This is a genomic window from uncultured Pedobacter sp. (assembly GCF_913776295.1).
Lineage (GTDB): Bacteria > Bacteroidota > Bacteroidia > Sphingobacteriales > Sphingobacteriaceae > Pedobacter.
This window is the reverse complement of sequence record NZ_CAJYOJ010000070.1, coordinates 40,264-60,099: the sequence shown is the minus strand read 5'-3', so window position 1 is coordinate 60,099 and position 19,836 is coordinate 40,264. Positions and strand designations below refer to the sequence as shown.

General features: G+C 40.8%; 15 protein-coding genes. 5 read left to right on the top strand and 10 right to left on the bottom strand.

The genetic code is table 11. The features are described from left to right. Window positions 1-386 precede the first annotated feature (386 nt). Complete coding sequence (locus tag QZ738_RS15795; protein WP_293788698.1) at window positions 387-566, top strand: hypothetical protein; 180 nt, start codon at window positions 387-389, stop codon at window positions 564-566. Window positions 567-780: 214 nt separating this feature from the next. On the opposite strand, the gene QZ738_RS15790 is transcribed toward QZ738_RS15795, so the two are convergent. After that, on the bottom strand, window positions 781-1,452 hold the full coding sequence (locus QZ738_RS15790) for an NAD-dependent epimerase/dehydratase family protein (protein WP_293788697.1): 672 nt from the start codon (window positions 1,450-1,452) through the stop codon (window positions 781-783). A 126-nt stretch (window positions 1,453-1,578) separates the two neighbouring features. On the opposite strand from QZ738_RS15790, the gene treF reads away from it, so the two are divergent. Continuing rightward, the gene (treF, locus tag QZ738_RS15785; RefSeq protein WP_293788696.1) at window positions 1,579-3,153 is read left to right on the top strand and encodes an alpha,alpha-trehalase TreF; all 1,575 of its coding nucleotides are present in this window, start codon (window positions 1,579-1,581) and stop codon (window positions 3,151-3,153) included. Between the two features lie 127 nt (window positions 3,154-3,280). Here the strand turns inward: treF and QZ738_RS15780 are convergent, their stop codons facing one another. From QZ738_RS15780 to QZ738_RS15755, 6 genes are all read right to left on the bottom strand, one after another. Next, window positions 3,281-4,789, bottom strand: coding sequence for a RagB/SusD family nutrient uptake outer membrane protein (locus QZ738_RS15780; protein WP_293788695.1), 1,509 nt, complete (start codon window positions 4,787-4,789; stop codon window positions 3,281-3,283). A gap of 18 nt (window positions 4,790-4,807) precedes the next feature. Continuing rightward, window positions 4,808-7,834, bottom strand: coding sequence for a SusC/RagA family TonB-linked outer membrane protein (locus QZ738_RS15775; protein WP_293788694.1), 3,027 nt, complete (start codon window positions 7,832-7,834; stop codon window positions 4,808-4,810). Window positions 7,835-7,939: 105 nt separating this feature from the next. After that, a complete protein-coding gene (locus QZ738_RS15770) occupies window positions 7,940-8,833 on the bottom strand; it encodes a carbohydrate kinase family protein (protein WP_293788693.1) in 894 nt (297 codons plus the stop codon). Window positions 8,834-8,838: 5 nt separating this feature from the next. Continuing rightward, window positions 8,839-10,029: a hypothetical protein gene (locus tag QZ738_RS15765; RefSeq protein ID WP_293788692.1), complete on the bottom strand. Its 1,191-nt coding sequence runs from the start codon at window positions 10,027-10,029 to the stop codon at window positions 8,839-8,841. Then, complete coding sequence (locus tag QZ738_RS15760; protein ID WP_293788691.1) at window positions 10,022-11,377, bottom strand: MFS transporter; 1,356 nt, start codon at window positions 11,375-11,377, stop codon at window positions 10,022-10,024. The genes QZ738_RS15765 and QZ738_RS15760 overlap by 8 nt, the downstream gene beginning before the upstream one ends. 1 nt (window position 11,378) lies before the next feature. After that, a complete protein-coding gene (locus tag QZ738_RS15755) occupies window positions 11,379-13,142 on the bottom strand; it encodes an alpha-glucosidase (protein WP_293788690.1) in 1,764 nt (587 codons plus the stop codon). Between the two features lie 265 nt (window positions 13,143-13,407). Here QZ738_RS15755 and QZ738_RS15750 point away from each other — a divergent pair, with 265 nt between their 5' ends. Beyond that, window positions 13,408-14,397: a LacI family DNA-binding transcriptional regulator gene (locus QZ738_RS15750; RefSeq protein WP_293788689.1), complete on the top strand. Its 990-nt coding sequence runs from the start codon at window positions 13,408-13,410 to the stop codon at window positions 14,395-14,397. Between the two features lie 54 nt (window positions 14,398-14,451). On the opposite strand, the gene QZ738_RS15745 is transcribed toward QZ738_RS15750, so the two are convergent. Next, on the bottom strand, window positions 14,452-16,587 hold the full coding sequence (locus tag QZ738_RS15745; RefSeq protein ID WP_293788688.1) for a S9 family peptidase: 2,136 nt from the start codon (window positions 16,585-16,587) through the stop codon (window positions 14,452-14,454). Window positions 16,588-16,802: 215 nt separating this feature from the next. Here QZ738_RS15745 and QZ738_RS15740 point away from each other — a divergent pair, with 215 nt between their 5' ends. Both QZ738_RS15740 and QZ738_RS15735 read left to right on the top strand, forming a co-directional pair. Further along, window positions 16,803-17,807, top strand: coding sequence for an aldo/keto reductase (locus tag QZ738_RS15740; protein ID WP_293788687.1), 1,005 nt, complete (start codon window positions 16,803-16,805; stop codon window positions 17,805-17,807). 8 nt (window positions 17,808-17,815) lie between these two features. Next, window positions 17,816-18,703: an AraC family transcriptional regulator gene (locus QZ738_RS15735; RefSeq protein ID WP_293788686.1), complete on the top strand. Its 888-nt coding sequence runs from the start codon at window positions 17,816-17,818 to the stop codon at window positions 18,701-18,703. An 85-nt stretch (window positions 18,704-18,788) separates the two neighbouring features. Here QZ738_RS15735 and QZ738_RS15730 read toward each other — a convergent pair whose 3' ends face one another. Both QZ738_RS15730 and QZ738_RS15725 read right to left on the bottom strand, forming a co-directional pair. Next, window positions 18,789-19,067 (bottom strand): helix-turn-helix transcriptional regulator, encoded by a 279-nt coding sequence (locus QZ738_RS15730; protein ID WP_293788685.1) that lies wholly within the window; start codon window positions 19,065-19,067, stop codon window positions 18,789-18,791. Window positions 19,068-19,071: 4 nt separating this feature from the next. Next, entirely contained in the window at window positions 19,072-19,827 is a 756-nt protein-coding gene (locus QZ738_RS15725) for a hypothetical protein (protein WP_293788684.1), read from the bottom strand. Window positions 19,828-19,836: the final 9 nt, after the last annotated feature.

Genomic DNA, 19,836 nt, shown 5'->3' with positions numbered 1-19,836 from the left:
TTGATGCCAAAAAGTAAGAGCCATTCGGCGGCGGTAAGCCGAGGCAAGACTGGGCTGTATGGCATAAGTAATTAGTTACGTCATCTATATTGATTTTTATAAAATAAATTATCCCTCAGGATGACGATCGCTCAAAATCAGGTCATTATTTGTAGTTAATGTACTCTTTGGCCTGATATTAATTGGTAGTTATAAACAGCAAATTAGTTAACTAACGCCAAACGATCGACTATAAACTATTGGTTTATTGAAAACTGAAAACCGGCGATTGAAAACTGCATATTGCTTAACGGATTAGAAACTAGCTCAAAAAAATCAAAACATATCGAATCTTAAATTGGTTGTTATCATATCGCTCTTCAATTTATTTACTAAATCTTAGCGTTATGAAAAATACAGCGACACCAAAAAACAATCCAACAGTTCAGGGCAGTTCGATAGCCGACCGCGCTAACCACGATGTTAAAACGGATAAAAAAATCCAGGGCATTACAAATGGTGGCGGACAACGGTCAGACCAGACATCGAACAAAGACAACCAGAGGAAATACGACAATAAGAAATAATAAAAAGGGGATAATCCGGCAAGATTATCCCCTTGTTATTACTGATTTTAATCCATAGTATTTGCTAGATAATATCCGCCAGTTAGAATATAATGTAGATGGCCCTATGCCGACGGAAGTTTCGGTAGTGTAAAATTTGACTTAACAGTTGTTGCCATACCTTGTAATAAAGATAGAGAATAACTGTAGATTCTTATTTCATCGGTTCCTGGACTTATTCTTTAGCTAAAGCAATGATGTCTTTACCTTCCAAAGTCCGTCTTTCATTCTGATGGTTCAAAGTATTGATCATCGCCTGCGCAAGCTCGGCCACGGTACAAAAACCATTGGGGTAAACCGCCCTGCCAATTGGAAATAACCAGTTGATGTATTTATAGAATTGGTGTGCATATTTTTGTGCTGGTAAGGGCTTGATAAAGCCAGGACGGAAGTTAAATACCTGTTCGAAAGGTAATTTCATTAAATCTTTTTCTGTTTTGCCCTTTACCTGCGCCCATTTCAAACGGCCGTGCTCGTTCGTTCCACCACCAGAAACATAACAAAAAGTCATATCGCTATTGAGCTTACTTAATGTTTGTGCAACATGCATGGTCAGCGTATAAGTCATTTTATAGTAGGTTTCCTGATCTACGCCTATTGAACTAATGCCTAAACAAAAGAAACAGGCAGTATAGCCCGACAACTGATTTTCTATTGCAGAGAAATCAAAAAAATCAGCATGAATAATTTCCTTTAATTTGGGATGTGCATAACCGCAAGGCTTACGGTTGATGACCAAAATATGATCAATTTCAAGACTGTTCAAACATTGCATCAATACGCCTTCGCCAACCATTCCTGTTGCACCGGTAATGATTATATTATGCTGGTTTCTGGTTTTTCCCATTGGAAGTTGTTTACAATCAAAACGAAGATATGCGAATCTTTGTTTTGCCCAATAAAGCCGTCAGATTTCTTTTTACTTTGTTACCATAGAAAGACGATTATTAACTACATTTAATAAAACAGTAATATGAGGAGTCAAAATATGCCAATGATTAAAATGATGCTGTTAACCTGCTTATTATTTATTTCCAGTCGGTTATTTGCACAAAACGAACTAAGCCCAAGGCAAACTTATCCGGATTTATTTGAGCAAGTTCAAATGGCAAGAATTTATCCCGATAGTAAATCATTTGTAGACGCCATTCCCAAAAAGAACCCATCAGAAATTATGAAGGTCTATAATATTTTAAAAAACAAACAAAATTTTGATTTGAAGACCTTTGTGAATGAATATTTTTATATTCCGGAAAGTCATCATGCAGCTTACCAATCTGATATCAAGGCAGGCATTGAAAAACATCTGGACACCTTGTGGACGGTTTTACAAAGGGATCCTGATACAGCTTCTACTTATCAAACATCACTATTGCTCTTGCCGAAACCCTATATTGTTCCCGGTGGCCGGTTCAGGGAAATTTATTATTGGGATTCCTACTTTACCATGCTTGGGCTGCAAAAAGCCGGCAGAACAAAAACCATAAAAGATATGGTTGATAATTTCGCTTATCTCATCAATAAATATGGCTTTATCCCCAATGGAAACCGTACTTATTACCTCACACGTTCGCAGCCACCATTTTTTGCGGCTATGGTGCAGTTGCTTGCCGAACACGATAAAAATGTTAAACTTGCAGATTATAAGGATGTCCTTGAAAAAGAATATCAATTCTGGATGAAAGGCGCCAGCCAATTAGGGAATGGCAAAGCTATAAACCATTTGGTAAAGCTTCCTGACGGTACTATTCTAAACCGATACTATGATACCAGTGATCAGCCCAGGGAAGAATCGTACAGGGAAGATTTTGAAGCCGCAAAATCCACCAGACAAGTTCCAGCTACCTTTTTAAAAAATGTACGTGCAGCCGCAGAATCGGGTTGGGATTTTAGCAGCAGGTGGTTTGCTGATGGTAAAAGTTATAACCAGATTATCACTACTGATCTGCTTCCCGTTGATTTAAATACTTTATTGTATAATCTTGAAATGGCTATTGCTATGGCAAACAACGAAGCTGGTAACAAAATAAGAGCTGCTTCATTTAACCAAAAAGCCAGGCTGCGCAAAACCGCTATCATGAAATATTTCTGGAACAAAAAACAAGGCTTTTTTACCGATTATAACTGGAAAAACCGATCATTTTCTAATCAGCTCACGCTTGCAGCAGCATTTCCGCTGTATTTTAAATTGGCAACACCATTGCAGGCCAAAGCTGTGAAAGAAAAACTGGCAAGAAACTTTCTTAAAAAAGGTGGGCTAATTACGACATTGACCACTACGAAAGAGCAATGGGATGCACCTAATGCATGGGCACCACTGCAATATATCAGCATTGTGGGATTGCGCAATTATGGATACCATAAATTGGCCGATACGATTAGTACCAGGTGGATAAACCTTAATATTTCGGTATTTAAAGAAACCGGGAAATTGATGGAGAAATATAATGTGGTACAACCGAATAGCAAAGGCGGTGGCGGAGAATATCCGCTACAGGATGGATTTGGCTGGACAAACGGTGTACTGTTAAAGCTGATGGGGAAATAATTCAAATGATAGGTTCTCCTTATAATGCTTAACAGAAAACAGCTATTATCTAAAAAACAGAGGCTGAACCAAACAGACAGAAAAAATCGGTTAATGGTTGCAGCCTCTATTAAAAGAGTGTTAAATTTTAATACCCGGGATTTTGTATCAGATTAGGATTACCCAATTGATTATCCGGGATAGGGAAAAGCAGATATTTAGCTTCGCTTGCAGGTTTTTCCTGCCATGCGGCGAGAAATTTCCCAAAACGGATTAAGTCTTGCCTCCTAAAACTTTCCCAATACAGCTCACGGCCGCGTTCATCCAGCAGGATATCCAATGTGAGGCCTGGTAAAATCGAAGCACCCCTCATTGTCCTGATCGAATTTACAATGGTTAGCGCAGCTGCTGTTTGCGACGCCCTTAATTGTGCTTCGGCTTTCATCAATAATACATCAGCGTAACGGAAGTAAACCCAATCATTATCGGGTTTTCTTGAACCTGCATTCGCATAGTCTATCGGGTATTTGATTACCCTAATGCCTGCGACTTCCAGATGGTTCGGATCACGTTCAATAATTGATACTTCTGGTGTAAAGGCTAAAGGATTACCTTTTCTGTCTTTTAAGGCTACTCCGTTTTGGTTTACCTGTTGACCAACCAAAAAGCCAACCCTTATACCGGCAACGTTGGTTTGCCCGGCATAAGATCCGCCTCTTCTCTTATCGGCAGCTTCAAATTTATTGTAAAAGTCTGATAAGGTTGAAAAACCGTTATACCCACTTGGATCCTGGTTATAGTGTGTAGTACATTTCCATTGCCCATCTAAATCGCTCCCACTTACCCCCCCTAAATTTTGTGCGGTAAAAATATTTTCGGTTGAAAGCACATCGTTTGTTGGCGCAAAATTATCGAAATAGTTTGGGGTAAGCACATAACCGCCTGCTGCTATTTCATCAGCGAGTGAAATTACCTTCGCCATATCAGCAGCATCAAAAGTTGGTGTGCTACGGTTTAAAAAAGCACCTTTGTTAAGGTAAATTTTCATTAACAAAGTCCTGGCTGCATTTTTATTGGCCATATTCGCAGGACCAACCGGTAAATCGGGGATAATAGCATTTAATTCGCTGATTAAGTAGGCAATTTCGTCAGCGGCATTCCGAACACGGGATGGTTTGGTTACACCTTCTCCCGGATCACGGTATGGAACCTGCCCCCAGCCATCCAAAATTGAAAACTGGGCAAATGCACGTAGGAAACGTGCCTGTGCGGCCTGAACAGCATTCGGATTGGCATTTAAAACACTGGTGGCTACGTAAGAAATGCTGTTTAAATCCCTGAACACATCCGAAATACGGGTATGATCAGGTGCCCATTTATGCAAATGCAGCGCCCGCCAGGCACCATTATCATCCCAATCGCCTGCACGCGTAGGCACTATAATTTCATCGGAGGTTACTTCCTGCAACGCAGCCCAATTCCAGGGTGCCTGGTAAGGGCCAATCATGGCGGCATAAGTGGCCCCTAATACTCCTGCAACATTATTGGATGATACTGCGCCACTACCAACCTGGCCATTCAGGTTTTCATCCAGCTTGGTACAGCCAGAAAAACCTAAGGCAACCATAGCGAAAGTGAAAATATATTTATTTTTCATGTGATTATAGTTAAAAGATTAAAGAGAAAAATTAACACCAAAATTGAAGGTTCTTGCCGTTGGATAAGCTGTATAATCTATACCCGCTGATGGAACCCCGCTTACACTTTTGTTTACATTCACCTCCGGATCGAAACCGGTATATTTTGTAATTACAAATAGGTTTTGGCCATTCACATAAACATTAAGCGACTTTATCGATTTACCAATGTTGCCAATGTTATAGTTCAGTGTGGCATTGGCCAGTTTTAGGTAATCACCTTTTTCGATATATCTTGATGAAGCAGCGATCGGATTGGCAAGCGACTCTTGTATGGGCGAATTGATCAAAGCTGCAGAGATATTGCGCTGGGCACCCAGGTTGGATATGGCCAGCACCGAGTTTGCGGTGTTGTTATAAATATCCTGACCAAACGCACCGTTAAAGTTTGCTGTTAGCGAGAACTTCTTGTACCTTAAATTTGTACTTAAACCCAAAATCACTTTCGGATTGGGATTACCTACATAATAAGCGGTAAAACCATCGTCTGTATATTTCGAAAATCCACTGGCATCCAAACCATTATATTGGCGGGTGACCATGGCAAAAAGCGGTAACCCGTTTTGGATCACCTCGGTGGTTACACCACTCAACCCCTGCCCATTTAAAGAGCCTGTTTTGATAATGCCATTAATATTCTGCACTTTATTGTTTATAAAAGTAGCATTACCTCCTAAAGACCAGGTTAGGTTATCCTCATCGATAATGGTACCATTTAAGGTCAGCTCCAGTCCTTTATTGATGATCTGGCCCGGTAAATTTACCCATGTAGGAACATTGCCCCCAACTGCCGGAGAAAATGCAATTTGTGGGAACAGTAGATCTTTTGTTGTTTTATTGAAATAATCGACTGATCCGGTTAACCTGTTTTTAAACAAACCAAAATCGATCCCCACATTGGCCTGTTTGTCTGACTGCCATTTTAAATCGGCATTTTCATTGTTGATCGGTGTTAAAATTGGCGAACCATTTGCATTTCCGAAATCGTAACGGAGCTGAGCAGAACCTGAAGGGAAATCCTGATTACCGGTTTTACCATAACCAACGCGGAATTTTAAAAGATCCAGCCATCGAACATCAGACATAAAACTTTCTTTTCTGATATCCCAGGCAGCTGCAAAAGAAGGGAAATAACCATAACGGTTTGATTTACCGAATTTGGTAGAACCATCGGCCCTAAATGTAGCCGTTAAAATATACCTGTTATCATAATTAAAAATTGCCCTTGCAAAATACGACTGTAATTGTGTGGTAGGATTGTTGAAAGTAGAAAATGTACGGTTAGCCGGGGCTGTGGTCTGAAAAGCATCAGTATAATCAGCAGCTATATCACCAAATCCAGTCGCCGTATTGGTTGCACCTTTATTAATAAAGTTAGAATATTCGTAACCTAAAATGGCATTCAGATTCAATTTACTAACAATTTCCTTATTGAAATTTAAGGTGTTAGTAAACTGTTGCGTAATCAATTCATTGTTGGAATAGCTCGCATAACCGCCAAGGAAAGTTCCTGATGGCTGTATACCCTGCAGGTTTAAAGTACTCCTGGTAGAAGCCCTTCTGATCCCTGTGCTATAATTTACACTGGCCAGCATGCGATACTCCAGCCAGGGTGTGATTTTGTAATAGGGTGAAACACTTCCCAAAATGGTAGAAACTTTCGATTTATCGCTGTTTGCGGCTAAAGCAGCCAACGGATTAATCGTGGTAGAACCGTAATCTATAAATAAACTGCCATCGGGATTGTAAAAAGATTGGGTAGGGTTCCAGGATAGTGCCTGCGAAATCAAACTCCCTGTAAAACCGGCATCGGTGGTAATCGGCGCTACACTTTCGAGATACTGATTACTGATCATATTCACATCCAAACCCAGTTTTTTGCTCTCCAGGAATTTAAAATTGCCGTTGAACCCGACACTATATTTTTTAAAATCGGTCGTTTTGATAATCCCCTGCTGGTCCTGATAACCCAACGAGGCACGGAAAGTATTACCATTGGTGCCACCGCTGATACCAACCGAATAATTTTGGTTATAAGCAGTACGGGTAATGGCGTCTAATGCGTCAACACTGGTGCCAAAATTACCGGTATTCAGGTTATATTTCGATAATGCTGCACGGTACTCATCGCCGGTTAATACCTCTACTTTTCTGGCAATATTGCTTATACCTGCCGAGGCACTGACATCAATTTTAGTTTCTCCCGATTTTCCTCTTTTAGTGGTAATCAACACCACACCATAAGCAGCACGCGAGCCATAAATTGCCGTAGCTGATGCATCTTTCAAAATCTCCATCGATTCGATATCTGCCGGATTGATAAAGTTTAAAGGGTTTCCATCAGGGGCTGTTCCGATACCGGCGCTGGCAGATGGCCTCGCCGATCGTCCATCAAGCGCTACCCCATCCACCACATAAAGGGGCTGTCCGGTTCCGGTAATGGCAGAGTTACCCCTGATGCGAACAGTAGATGCACCACCTGGCTGACCACTGTTGTTGATCATCTGCACGCCTGCAACCTTGCCCTGTATTAACTGATCGGGGGCATTTAACGGGCCCTTGTTAAAATCTTTGGCCGATACCGTTGTCGCCGCTCCCGTCAGGTCATTTTTTCTTACGGATGCATAGCCAACAACCACAACCGCCTCTAAATTATTCAGCGAACTTAAGGTGATATTGAGCAAGGTTTGATTATTGATATTTACTGTTTGTGATTCATAGCCCACAAAACTTACGGTTAACCGGGATGTTCCGGTGGGAGCGGTAATCTGATATTTTCCCTCCACATCGCTTTGAGTTCTGGTATTAGTCCCGGTTACCTGTATAGTTGCGCCCGCTAACGGCGTTTTATCACTATCATATATTATACCTTTTACAGTAATCTGGGCAAAAGCTGCTGTGCTTAACATGAGCATCAGGAGATTTAAGCCTAAAAATTTCTTTAATGAATACAATTTCTGTTTTAGCGATAAAACAGACCAATTGCCTGGTAAAGTCATGTTCATAATGGATTTAATAATTGGTTAGAAAATAGGTGCATTTAATGGGTAAACTTTTAAGATCAGGGTGGTATATATTTCATCATTTCTGTTTTAGATTTGGTTAGTTGATTATTTATAAAGCGGATGGGGTTTTTCTATTTTTTGCCTGGCAATTAATAATGCATTGTCCATACTTTCCTCAATGGATTTACCCTGTATAAAATAAGTAAGGAAACCAGCCCAAAAGGCATCTCCGGCGCCGGTTACGCCAATTACCGATTCAACCTGGAGTGCCGGTTTGTATTGCCATTGATGGTTTTGTAACTTAAACCAAACACCATCTTTACCGCAGGTAAGGCATATCACTTTTGCATTAAAATGATTTAACCATTGCATGGCCTGTTCCGTATCCAGTTGCAGACCGGTAAAACGTTCCAGATCATCCGTACTTATTTTTAGTAGTATATTAAGCCTGCTTAGCATTCTGAATATATCTTGTCCATCATCCCCATTCCATATGGATGGCGCATAATTCCAGTCAACCGATAAATATTTACCTAGTTGATGGGCCTTTTCGAAAGCATGTAGAATATTGCTCCGTGCCGGTTCTTTGCTCAATGCGAAAGCAGTAGTATGCAGGATACCGCAGGCCGCAATGATGTTTTCATCCATCCTTTTAATGATCATATCGGCACTTCGGTAAGCGATAAAATCGGGTGTTCCAGAGTTTTTACCCACCAATACAATGCTGGTTTTTTCGTCAGAAGTACGGCTTATATAGGTATCAGCTATCCCAACAGATTTTAATTCACGAATGAGATAAGTACCCAGATTATCGTTACCTACCGTAGCAATAAGTTCAGCATCAACACCTAACCATTTTAAATTAGCACATAAGTTGGCTGAGCTTCCGCCCTGGCTGACCAGAAAACGTGATGGCGATGCAAGAGATTCTATATTGCCCTCTGATATGATGTCAGCAAGGAGTTCTCCTACTACTAAAACTTTTGCTATATTTTTCACAGGTCTTAGAATTTAAATGTAAAGAGTTTAGTAAATGCATCATTTTTAATCGCTTGCTCAGCAATTACAGCTCCCGCAGCACTCCATGTACAATTAGGGATGCCACAGGGCGATTGATTGATACCGTTAAGGCACTCATTAAATAAATCGCCGCTGCTGTTGGCACGATGGATATCAGCAGTAATTTTAAGCGCCATGTCATACTCCTGGTGATGATTTAATGAAGCCGCAAGCCAGCCGTTCCAAACTGGCCATAGGCCACCGTTATGAAAATAACCGGGTTTGTTGCGGAACGAGTAGGCATAGTTATCTTTCAGTTCCTGCATATCTGCGTCACTACATTCAATTGTTGGATGAAAAGAAGGAATCAAATCCTGGTTATCGTTGTACAGCATTTTTAGGTAGGCTATGGTATTGCTGGTTTGTTCTCTGTTGCCTATACCAAGCAGTAGACAAAAGGTATTGGCCTGCAGATCAAAATAATGATAAACCCTGGCCGGATTAAAGCCCATTAACCAAAAATGCGGAGAAACTGCCTCTAACTGATGGATAAGATGAGGCGAATAAAGCTGCTTTTGCGATTCGCTTTTCCAATAATTTAATTGTATCGCATTGCTGATGTTCAGCGCTTTTTCGCTCCAACTCTCATTCCCTGTTAAGGTTGATGCCAGTCTTAATGCCCAAAACCGCAAAAGCTGATCGAAAAGAACATACCCATGCTGAATATATTCATCTGCCCAATCTCCACTCTGCGGAACATAAATTAAATGTTTACCATTAAATTCCCAGGCATCCATTACACTAAAGCATCGCCCGATTTGATGTACATATTTTTCCCAGAGCGAATTGTCGCCTGTTAAAATAGTATAGGCCGATAAGCCAATCACTGCCCAAGATGGGTTATCGGCCCGGCCTGATGTGCCTCCAAAACTTACCGATCCATCGCTGGGCGAAACGTTGGAAGGCATAAAACCGCTTTCGTGCTGGTGGTTAAAAATGGTTTCGATAGTTGATTTGGCAGTACCTATAAGTGCTTTGTTACCGCTTAACAAAGCCGCTATGCTTGTAATTACTCCATCCCTCGTCCAAACCCGTTTATAATTGTCATGTTCCTCTACTGCAGCCACAAAACCGGAAGGTGTTGATGCCCGGTCCATCAGTTTTAGTGCCTGCTCATATCCGTTTTGATTAACCATTGGGATTACCTCCTATATCACGCTTGCTGATCAGTGAAACCATTATGCCTGCTGCTATAATCAATCCACCGGCAAACAGTATAGCATTTTCGGGCTTATGGCCTAAAAAATACCGGTATACATATTTAAAAGTGATGGTTTCTAAAAGCATGGGCAGCACAATAAACATGTTGAGAATACCCATAAAAATGCCGGTTTTTGCTTTCGGTATACTACCGGCAAGCATGGCATAAGGTGTACCCATCATGCTCGCCCAGGCAATGCCCAAACCAATAATGGGTATCAACAACAAAGCTTTAGTGTGGATTAGCGGCAAACAAGCCAAACAAACACCTCCTGTTAATAAACTGGTGAGGTGAACTTTCTTCGCTGTTATTTTCCTGGCGAAATAAGCAAGTGGAAAAGCAACAATGAAGGTAACCACATTATAGCCGCCATTTACGGTCCCGGTTAAAAGCTGGGCCGAAGCAAAACCATCAGCTGCTGCATTACTGGTATTATAAATGGTTTTTGCCAAACAAAGGGTTACAAACTGCCAGTACACAAACATGCCATACCAGTTAAAAAGATAAACCAGGCCAAGTTTTTTCATTGTTGCAGGCATTACCTTAAAGGCCTCGATAATATCTTTAAAAATATTGACAACACCCCGCGGCATTGCTTTAACCTTTTTAATTTCTTCAGGGCTTAACGGGGTTTCCTTTGTGGTAAAACAACTGTACATGATAGAGCCGATGGATACCAGCCCACCGATAAAAAATGCCGCGTAAGTGGTATACGGAATGTTGTTGCCACTGCGAGAATGTATGCCTATTAAACCTGCAGCAATTAAAATACCCGGAGTAAGATTAGCAAGCGTAATACCCAGGCCGGTAAAAAAACTTTGTGTTAAAAAACCGAGTGCGTGCTGCTCTGACGGGAGCTTATCACTAACAAAGGCACGGTAGGGCTCCATGGTAATGTTGTTGCCCGCATCCAGTATCCATAAAATTCCGGCAGCCATCCATATCGAACTACTGTAGGGCATGGCAAACAAACAAATACTGCATATAATGGCCCCAATTAAAAAATATGGTCTTCGCCGTCCAAATTTACTTGTCGTTTTATCGCTCATGGCACCTACTATCGGCTGAATAATCAGTCCGGTCATTGGTCCTGCGAGATTTAGCAGTGGAATCTGATCTGCATTTGCCCCCAGATAGGAATAAATTGGAGTCATGTTGGTTTGTTGCAGACCAAAACTATACTGTATACCGAAAAAACCCAGGTTCATGGCTATGATTGAACTGAAACTCAGTTTCACTGCCGATGAGATACCCTTGTGTTTTTCTGCTTGTGCAATTATCATATCAGGACCTTTTAAGTTGATAAACAATAGCCTGCCAAGGCTTCAGATTTAATTTATTATTTGCAATGCCCACTGTTCCGCTGTAGTTGTTGATGAGTTGTTTTGCAGAAAGCGTATTGATACCTTTATCCAGCTGATAGGTGACTTCGAGTTTAGAAAAATTTAACACAACCAAAACTTTTTCCTTACACAGGCTGCGTGTATAACAGTAGATACTGGGATTTTTAAGATCGAAAACCTGGTAACTGCCATAAACCAATACCGGGAATGCTTTACGCAAGGCCACTATCTTTTTAAAATAAGTAAGCTCACTTGCCGGATTTTTTTCCTCATCAGCAACATTTACTTCTTTATAATTTTGGTTTACTTTAATCCATGGTGTTCCGGTGGTAAAACCTGCATTTAATGTTGTATCCCACTGAAATGGGGTGCGTGTATTGTCCCTCGAAATGAATTTCTGTTTATCCATAAAAGCCGGCAGATCCTCGTTTTTGGCTTTTGCATTTTTGTAAGCGTTTATGGTTGCGATATCGCGATAATCTTCAATCTTGTCAAACCTGATGTTGGTCATACCTAATTCATCTCCATTAAAATAATAGGGCGTACCACGCATGGTCATAATCAGTGTGGTTAATAGTTTAGAAGATGCCGTTTTAAATGCTTTGCTGTCATTCCCATATTTGCTCACCATGCGGGGAACATCATGGTTACCCAGAAATATGGCGAGCCAGCCTTCATTCGCAAACGAATGGTCCCATTTGGTAAATGTCCTTTTCAGATCCGGCAGTTTATAACCTTTGGGATCGTTCCCGATATCCATGATCTCAAAATGGTAAGCCATATTTAACTCCTGCCGGTCTGCATCAACCAGCGAATGTGCATCGGCTAAGGTACTTCCCGCACCTTCCGCAACCGTCATAACATTGTACTTACTTAACACGGTGCGGTTCATTTCCTTTAAATATTGATGGAGGTGTGGTCCCATTCCATAATATTTAATGATGTTTTTTTCGTAGCCTTCGGGATATTTTTTCCAGGTGGTATCTTTCGAAACATATTGGAATGCGTCCATCCTTAAACCATCAATCCCTTTATCAAGCCAAAACTTCATGATATCATATACTTCTCGGCGGAGTTTTTCATTTTCCCAATTTAAATCGGGCTGTTTTTGCGAAAAGTAATGGAGATAATAAGATTTGGTTAAAGGCTCGTATTTCCAGGCATCATTATTTACATCAAAAAAGCTGTAACGGGGTGTGGGTTTTCCTTTTTCTGCCGGCCACCAGTGATAATAATTACGGTAAGGACTATTGCGCGAAGACCTGGCCTGTTTAAACCATTCATGTTCATCACTACTATGGTTTAGTACCATATCAAGCACCAGCTTGATCTTTCTTTCATGAAGACCACTAAGCAATTCATCAAAATCCTGCATAGTGCCAAATTCTTTCATGATACTACGGTAATCACTAATATCATAGCCATTATCATCATTTGGCGAAGCAAATATCGGGTTAAGCCATACCACATCAATCCCAAGACTTTTTAAATAATCCAGTTTTGAAATAATCCCACGTAAATCACCCACACCATCTCCATCGCTGTCTTTAAAACTCCGTGGATAAATCTGATAAACTACGGCCTCCTTCCACCAGGCCGGCTTGTTCGTTTCGCTGTATACATTATTCTTAGAAACAGGCTGCGTATAGCCCGCACTGAAATAGCAAAGAAGACTTAAAATGACAAATGGTTTCAGGGATCTCATATTTTTCGATAACAACAGGGCAGTTCCCAAATGAACGGGCCACTTACATGTTGTGCTTTAGTTTAATATTTGGTTAATGTAATTGCGAATTGGCAATGCTGAAAATTTAGTCCTACATGCTTCATCTGTTTAATGATATGAAGATAGGTTTATAAAAGATTTAAAACCATACAAACTAAATAATTACGACCGCAAACGTTTGCGGAAACATTTGCGAAAATGTTTGTTGTGGAAAACTTATATTTGGGTAACCAAATATTAAACCATGAAACAAAACGCAACTTTAAAAAAAATTGCAGAAAGGTTAAACGTAAGTATATCAACAGTTTCCAGGGCACTGAAAAACCATCCAGACATTTCAGAGGAAACCAAAAAAAAGATAAATGAGTTAGCCACATTGCTGGAGTACGATCCCAATCCCTATGCAGTTAACCTTCGTACACATAGCAGCAAGGAGTTTGCCGTTATTGTACCAAGTTTATCAAACTTTTTTTACCATTCATTTATCAGTGCAATTGAAGAAGATGCACGCATTGATGGTTATACCGTAATTATCTACCGTTCGGCTAACGATCCGGTGATTGAACAGGAGATCTTAAAAAGCTGCAGACACAAAAGGGTTTCGGGAATATTTATTGCCATAACTTCCGGAACAAAAGAAATAGCACCTTTCCTGAAATTGGATTTACAGGGGATTCCGGTTGTTTTTTTTGACAAGGTACCAAAATACGAATCCTGTAACAAAATCTGCGTTGGAGATGCACATGCGGCAACCATTGCGGCGAATGAAATATTAAAAAAGGGAATTACAAATGTCCTGGCTATTTTTGGTGATAAAAATATGTCGATTACGCAGGTAAGGTTGCAAAAATTCACCGAAATTATTTCAGGTTACGTAGAATTTAAGGCTGTACATGCTAACAATTCGGAAGAAGCAGAGCAAACTGCCCTATCAATGATTCCCGGATTTGAGAAAAAACGTTTTGCTGTTTTTTGTATGAGTGATGAGATTTTGGTGGGTGCAATGAAAGCCATCCAGCGGATGGGCCTAAAAGCGCCGGCCGATCTTGGAGTAATCAGCATCAGTGATGGAATGATCCCTTCACTTTTTTATCCTGAAATTACCTATGCAGAAACCAGTGGCTTTAAACTGGGCAAACTGGCCTTTGGCAGAATGATGAGATGTATTGCCGGAAGCTCTTTTGCACAAACCATTATTGATGAATCTATATTGATCGAAGGCGGATCTATATAATCACTTGAAATCAGCGGCTGTGTTCTTACTAAAAACAACACAGCCGCTAAAAAATTATCTTACCAATGATCCCTTCATCTGGTAATCTTTAGGTGGCTCTGCCCCCAAAAGATGTTGAACAAAATAATCCCAGCGGCGCCGCATCATATAAGGCGAGTAGGCGCCGTAACCATGTGCACTATTCGGAAAAATAACAAGATCAAAAGATTTATTCGCTTTTTCCAAGGCTTCCGCAACTAAAAGTGTATTGTATGGCGGCACATTATCATCCATCATACCATGCACCAACATCAGTTTTCCTTTTAAATTTTTAGCATAATTTTGGTTAGCCTGTGCTTCATAATCCGAATTTTCTACTAAACCATTGTAACGTTCGCCCCAATCGTCCTCATAGTTCCTATTGTCGTGATTACCCGATTCGGAAATGCCTACTTTGAAAAAATCAGGGTATCGGAACATCGCGGCGGCAGTGGCAAACCCTCCGCCCGAATGTCCCCAGATGCCTACCTTGTTGGTATCAATGGGATATTTTACCGAAAGTTGTCTGATGGCTGCAATCTGATCAGGCAGCGTATTCTCAGCCATATTGCCATAGCTCATATCATGGAAACTTTTAGAGCGGTCAGGATTACTGGTCCCTTCAATCACCACCACAATAAAGCCCAGCTCGGCCAAAGCCTGGTGATCGCCACGCGAGGCAATGAAGGCCCAACTGCCTACACTACCGCCCTGCGGACCCGGATAAATATAATCGATAACCGGATATTTTTGATTGGCATCCATTTTTGTTGGCGTAAAAACCAGGCCGTAAATATCGGTCTTACCATCTTTGGCTTTTACCGAAACCGGTGTGGGTGCTTTCCAGCCTGTAGCGGTTAACCTGGATACATCTGTTTTTTCCAACGTATTGATCAGTTTACCTTTGATACTTCTTAAAACGGTAACGGCAGGAACATCAGGCTGCGAGTAACTATCTACAAAATATTGGAAAGATGGCGAAAATACAACCTGATGATTGCCAACTTCCGGGGTTAGAAGCGTCAAATTCTTCCCATCGAAACCAATTTTATACAGGTAACTGAAATAAGGATTGCCTTTTTCTCTGCCATTGGCAAAGAAATAAAGTGTACGTGTCTTTTCGTCAACCTTAATTAAACGCGTAACTACAAAATTACCTTTTGTAATCTGGTTTTTCAATTTTCCGTTAGTCGAATCGTATAAATACAGGTGTCCCCAGTTATCCCTTTCCGAATACCAGATAATTTCTTTTGAGGCAGGAAGATAGCGCCAGTTGATGGCACCCTGACCAGATTCGTACTGTGTTTTTACGGTTTCTTCGAAAACTTCACGAACGGCACCTGTTGTGGCATTGGCTATGCGGAACTTTTCATTTTTATGATCACGGGAAGTAGACACAAATGCCACTTCAGTACCATCAGCTTTCCAGTCAATATCATCAAAAGTGCCACTGCTCGAGATATCATCGCTTAAGGTGGCCCGATGTGGATCTGCAGGAATATTAAGTGAAATTATTTTTGGATTTTCTACATCAATGATCACCCTTCTGATCGTTGCAATTTGTTTATCGCCAGGCAAGGGATATTTCCAGGCTTTTAATGTTGGTGCTCCAACATTGGTTGTTACAAGATACATATCTTTCGAATTCCGCTGATCTTGCTGAAAAGTGGCAATTTTTTTCGAATCAGGTGACCAGCGCAAAATTGGCGCATCGCTATGTTTCCAACCTGCATTATCGGTTGCGTAACCATAATCTTTAATGCCATCAGTAGTTAACTGAGTTAATTTTCCGGTGGCTAACTCTTTAACAAAAAGGTTGTAATCCTGAATTAAAATGGCTTTTTTCCCATCCGGAGAAACAACTTCATTCCGGCTGGCCCCACGGCGTGATGCTGCTGCACCACCTTTGTAATCGGTAGTTAAAGTTTTTGTATTCTTTACCGGATCAACCAGAAAAGTTTGTTCTGTATCATTGCTTTTAGTGCTGTACCAAAATTTATCGCCCTCGAGCCAGTTTGGTTGCGTGTTGGCATGATCGATGTACTTTGCCGTATTGTAGCCCATAAAACTTTCCGCTCTCTCGTAATCTTTAACAGTCAAAGCTTTCTGTTGAGCATCCGCTGTAATGGCCAAAGTACAAGCCACTACCGTAAGCCAATATTTATTCATCATGTTAGTTAATCTTGCGATAAAAATAAGACTGTTTTAGCAAACGATTGGTATTAATCGTGATACAAAATTAACAGGATTTTATCACCAGCGAAAAGTGCAAACGTTTATCCTTCTAACCAATCAAATTTACCATTAAAAAATTCATTCCTTGATTTGCTTACAAACTTCAGGGATTTGCATACATCTGCAAGATTTTGGCAGCTGATCTTTGGATTATGGAAATAAAACAAATGGCATTGGGCAACCAGGGTTTGGTGGTCCCAATAATCGGACTAGGGTGTATGGGCATGACGGGTTTTGAAGAAGGACACATGTACGGCCCTGCAGATGAGCAGGAAGCCATCGCGACGATTCACCATTCGCTGGAGCTGGGGGGTAATTTTTTAGATACTGCCGATCTTTACGGACCGCTAAAAAACGAACAGCTTATCGCTAAAGCTATCAGCGGTAAACGCGACCAGTATATTCTGGCCACCAAATTTGGTTGGGAAATCGACGACAACAATAAAGTAACCTGGGCCATTAACGGTAAAAAGGATTATGTAAAGAAATCTTTAGAGCGTTCATTAAGGAACCTGAATACCGACTACATCGACCTGTATTACCTGCACCGCCTGGATAAAAATACGCCGATTGAGGAAACAGTTGAAGCCATGGCGGAGCTGGTTAAGGAAGGTAAGATAGGCTATATCGGTTTATCAGAAGTATCGTCTGAAACGGTTAGGCGGGCGCATGCCGTGCATCCGGTTACCGCCGTACAAAGCGAGTATTCTTTATTTGAAAGAAGAGTGGAAGAACGAGGGGTATTAGCGACCTTAAATGAACTGGGTATCGGCTTCGTCGCTTACTCACCGCTGGGGCGCGGTTTTTTATCGGGACAGATCAAAAGTATCGACGACCTGCCTGAAAACGATTTTCGAAGAGCGATTCCACGTTTCCAGGGCGAAATGTTTAATAAAAACATCGAGTTAGTTAAAGCGATTGAAGACATGGCGAAGGCAAAAAACGTCACTTCTTCACAGCTGGCTTTAGCCTGGATCATGAGCAAAGGGATTTTACCAATTCCCGGAACGAAACGAAGAAAGTATCTGGAACAAAACATAGCAGCAACTAGCATTGAGTTAACGGCGGCGGATCTTTCACAACTGGAAAGCATAGTACCATTGGGTACAGATACCGGTGCCCCCTATGATGAGTTTAGTATGGGCTTAATTGATTAATTTTGTTTATGAATGCCATTAACTCCATATCAGAATTTCATCGTTTACTGTCGTTACCGGAACCCCGCCACCCACTGGTGAGCGTGATTAATCTGGCAGAAAGTGTTTTCTTAGAAGATGAAATCTGGAAGGGTTTCGTTAACCGCTTTTATTGTGTCGCGCTTAAACGTGAAGCTAAGGGTAAAATCAGGTATGGGCAGCAGCATTATGATTATGATAAAGGCGTATTGAGTTTTACCGCGCCCAACCAGGTGCAACAACTAGACCTGCAGAATATGGAATGCGGGTCTGGTTATCTCCTGATCTTCCATCCAGACTTTTTATTACAGCATACGCTGGCGGGTAACATTCATCATTACGGCTTTTTCGACTATGCAGTTAATGAAGCATTACACCTGTCGGCAGAGGAAGAAGCTGATCTGATCTCGATCCTCCATAAAATTGATCAGGAGTGCCAGCATATTGATAAACATACCCAAGACATCATTCTTACGCAGATCGAGAGCCTTCTAAAATATTCCAACCGTTTTTACGAGCGACAATTTCTGACCCGCAAAAATAATAATTTAGCCCTTTTGGCCAGGTTTGAGAAATTGATAGATGATTACTTTAACAGCGACATTAACAATTTACTCACGGTACAATATATTGCCGGACAGATGAACCTGTCGCCAAACTACCTGAGTGACCTGCTTCGGGTTCATACCGGGCAAAATACACAGCAGCATATTCATGAAAAACTGATTGCAAAAGCAAAAGAAAAACTTTCCACCACTAATCTTTCAGTTAGCGAAATCGCATACGCACTAGGCTTTGAACATGCGCAATCCTTTAGCACACTTTTCAAAAAGAAGACCAATTTATCACCAGTTGAATTTCGTCAGGGTTTCAACTGATCAAAGGGTGGAATTCAGAATTTTGTTCTTTTTTAACTGTTTATATCTATTAGCTCAAAGGAGAATGAAGTTTTGAACTTGTATATTAGTTTGATCCTTTTAATGCGTAATGTTTAGGGTTCATGCCAATATGCGCTTTAAATATTCTGGAAAAATGGCTGAGGTTTGTAAAACCCATCCGGTAACCAACGGCTGATACAGATAACTTTTCCGCCATCAATAAAAGGGCAGCTTCCTGCATTCTAAACTGCTGATAATAACTAAAAATGCTGTCGCCAAAAATTTGCTTAAATAAACGCTTCAGTTTAGTTGGGCTCATATGCGCAGCGAGTGCAAGTTCTTTAATCACCGGCGGTGTTTCCAAATGTTCAAGTATTTGCTTTTTTTATGCGGTAAATAGATTGTATATCATGATTGTTTAAAGCATGTAATTGCTTTTCATCGCGGTTTTCCAGTTCCATCAATAGCCTGCAAATCAGTTCTTCAGCCTTCACCCTTAAAAAGAAAAGTTTAAACGTTTCATTGGTTGGTCCAGCTATAATTTCGTCCACAATTTTTTGTAAAGAAGGATACATGATCTGCTCGAACAAAAGAGGGCGTTTATTTTGCAAAAGGCCTTTCAAAACTGATGATTCTTGTGAGGAAGTAAACAAACCGCTTAAATAATTTGCATCAACTTCTATATTAATGGTAGCCGTATTGGTATGGATGGAAATCATATCATCAGTATTGATCCGACTGGTTCCTATTAACACCAAGGGCACGGTATACTTGAGGGCTGATGACGTTTCTGCTTTTGAAAATATGTTTTGAAACTTGAAAAATATCATTCTCTTAGCAGGATCGACATCAGGATTTTGGACAATTACATCGTCATGAAGCTCATTATGGCTAACAAGCATACGGATGTATTCATTAAAAACAAAGCCCATGCAATATCCGCTACCAAACTGCGGCGGTATGTCTAATCTTGTATTTTTTAATGGAGTCCCCAATACGCTGGCTAATCTTTTCAGCACACCGGGAACTGCTTGATCTAACGTTTCCATAAAGTCTCTTACGACTATTTTTATGTCCAATATAGATATTTTGCACATAAACCGACTTATAACTTTGTGTATCAATTAAAGACA